Genomic DNA, 607 nt, shown 5'->3' with positions numbered 1-607 from the left:
GGCACCGCGCAGCACCGCCAGGATCGCCACCGTGATGATCAGGCCGACGATCGGGTCGGCCAGCGGGTAGCCGAGCGCGACGCCGGCCGCCCCGAAAAGCACTGCGAGCGAGGTGAATCCGTCGGTGCGAGCGTGCAGGCCGTCGGCGACGAGGGCGGCCGAGCCGATCCGGCGGCCGGTGCGGATCCGGTAGACGGCGACGACCTCGTTGCCCGCGAAGCCGATGAGCCCGGCGGCGGCGACCCAACCCACGTGGCCGATGGCGACGGGGTGAATCAGCCGCAGGACGGCCTCGTAGCCGGCGACGATCGCCGACAGCGTGATCATGCCGATGACGAACAAGCCGGCGATGTCCTCGGCGCGCCCGTAGCCGTAGGTGTAGCGGCGGGTCGGCGCGCGGCGGCCCAACGAGAACGCGATCCAGAGCGGGACGGCCGTCAGCGCGTCCGAGAAGTTGTGGATGGTGTCGGCGAGCAGCGCGATCGATCCCGACAGGACGGCGATCACCACCTGCACGGCCGCGGTAGCGCCCAGTCCAACGAGGCTGATCTTGACCGCCCGGATGCCGATCGCGCTGGATTCCAGGGCCGTGTCCACGCTGTCGGCG

1 protein-coding gene is annotated in these 607 nt (G+C 71.5%); it reads right to left on the bottom strand.

Annotation, left to right across the window (positions count from 1 at the left end):
- A partial coding sequence (locus A5701_RS23920) for a cation diffusion facilitator family transporter (protein ID WP_156670248.1) occupies positions 1–607 on the bottom strand: 607 nt, incomplete at both ends.

This window comes from Mycobacterium sp. E3305 (assembly GCF_001666785.1).
GTDB lineage: Bacteria > Actinomycetota > Actinomycetes > Mycobacteriales > Mycobacteriaceae > Mycobacterium.
The sequence above is the reverse complement of the archived record's forward strand: the minus strand, read 5'-3'. Positions and strand labels throughout refer to the sequence as shown.